The following is a 267-nucleotide window of genomic DNA, read 5'->3' as shown; positions in this document are numbered from 1 at the left end:
CCGCCGAGGAGCGGCGCGGTGCGGGTCTGCCCGCTTTTCGTCGGACGCGAGGACGAACTGGCCTCGGCGCTTCAGCGCCGGGCGGAAGCCGCGTCGGGCCGGGGTGGCATGCTCCTCATCGGCGGGGAGGCGGGCATCGGGAAGTCGCGGCTGATGGACGAGCTGACGCTCGGGGCCGGCGGCCGGACGGCGCACGCGGAATCGTTCGCGCGGGACAGGCAGACTCCAGGGCTGCTCCTGCTCGGGATCGCCGCCGGGCTCCGCGAG

General features: G+C 75.7%; 1 protein-coding gene. It reads left to right on the top strand.

From position 1 onward, the window contains the following. Positions 1-18 precede the first annotated feature (18 nt). Positions 19-267 (top strand): ATP-binding protein (locus SB775_RS30115; protein WP_410864916.1); only part of this gene is annotated, 249 nt, incomplete at its 3' end.

This window comes from Peribacillus sp. SIMBA_075, assembly GCF_046534585.1.
This window is presented reverse-complemented; position numbering and strand designations above follow the sequence as displayed.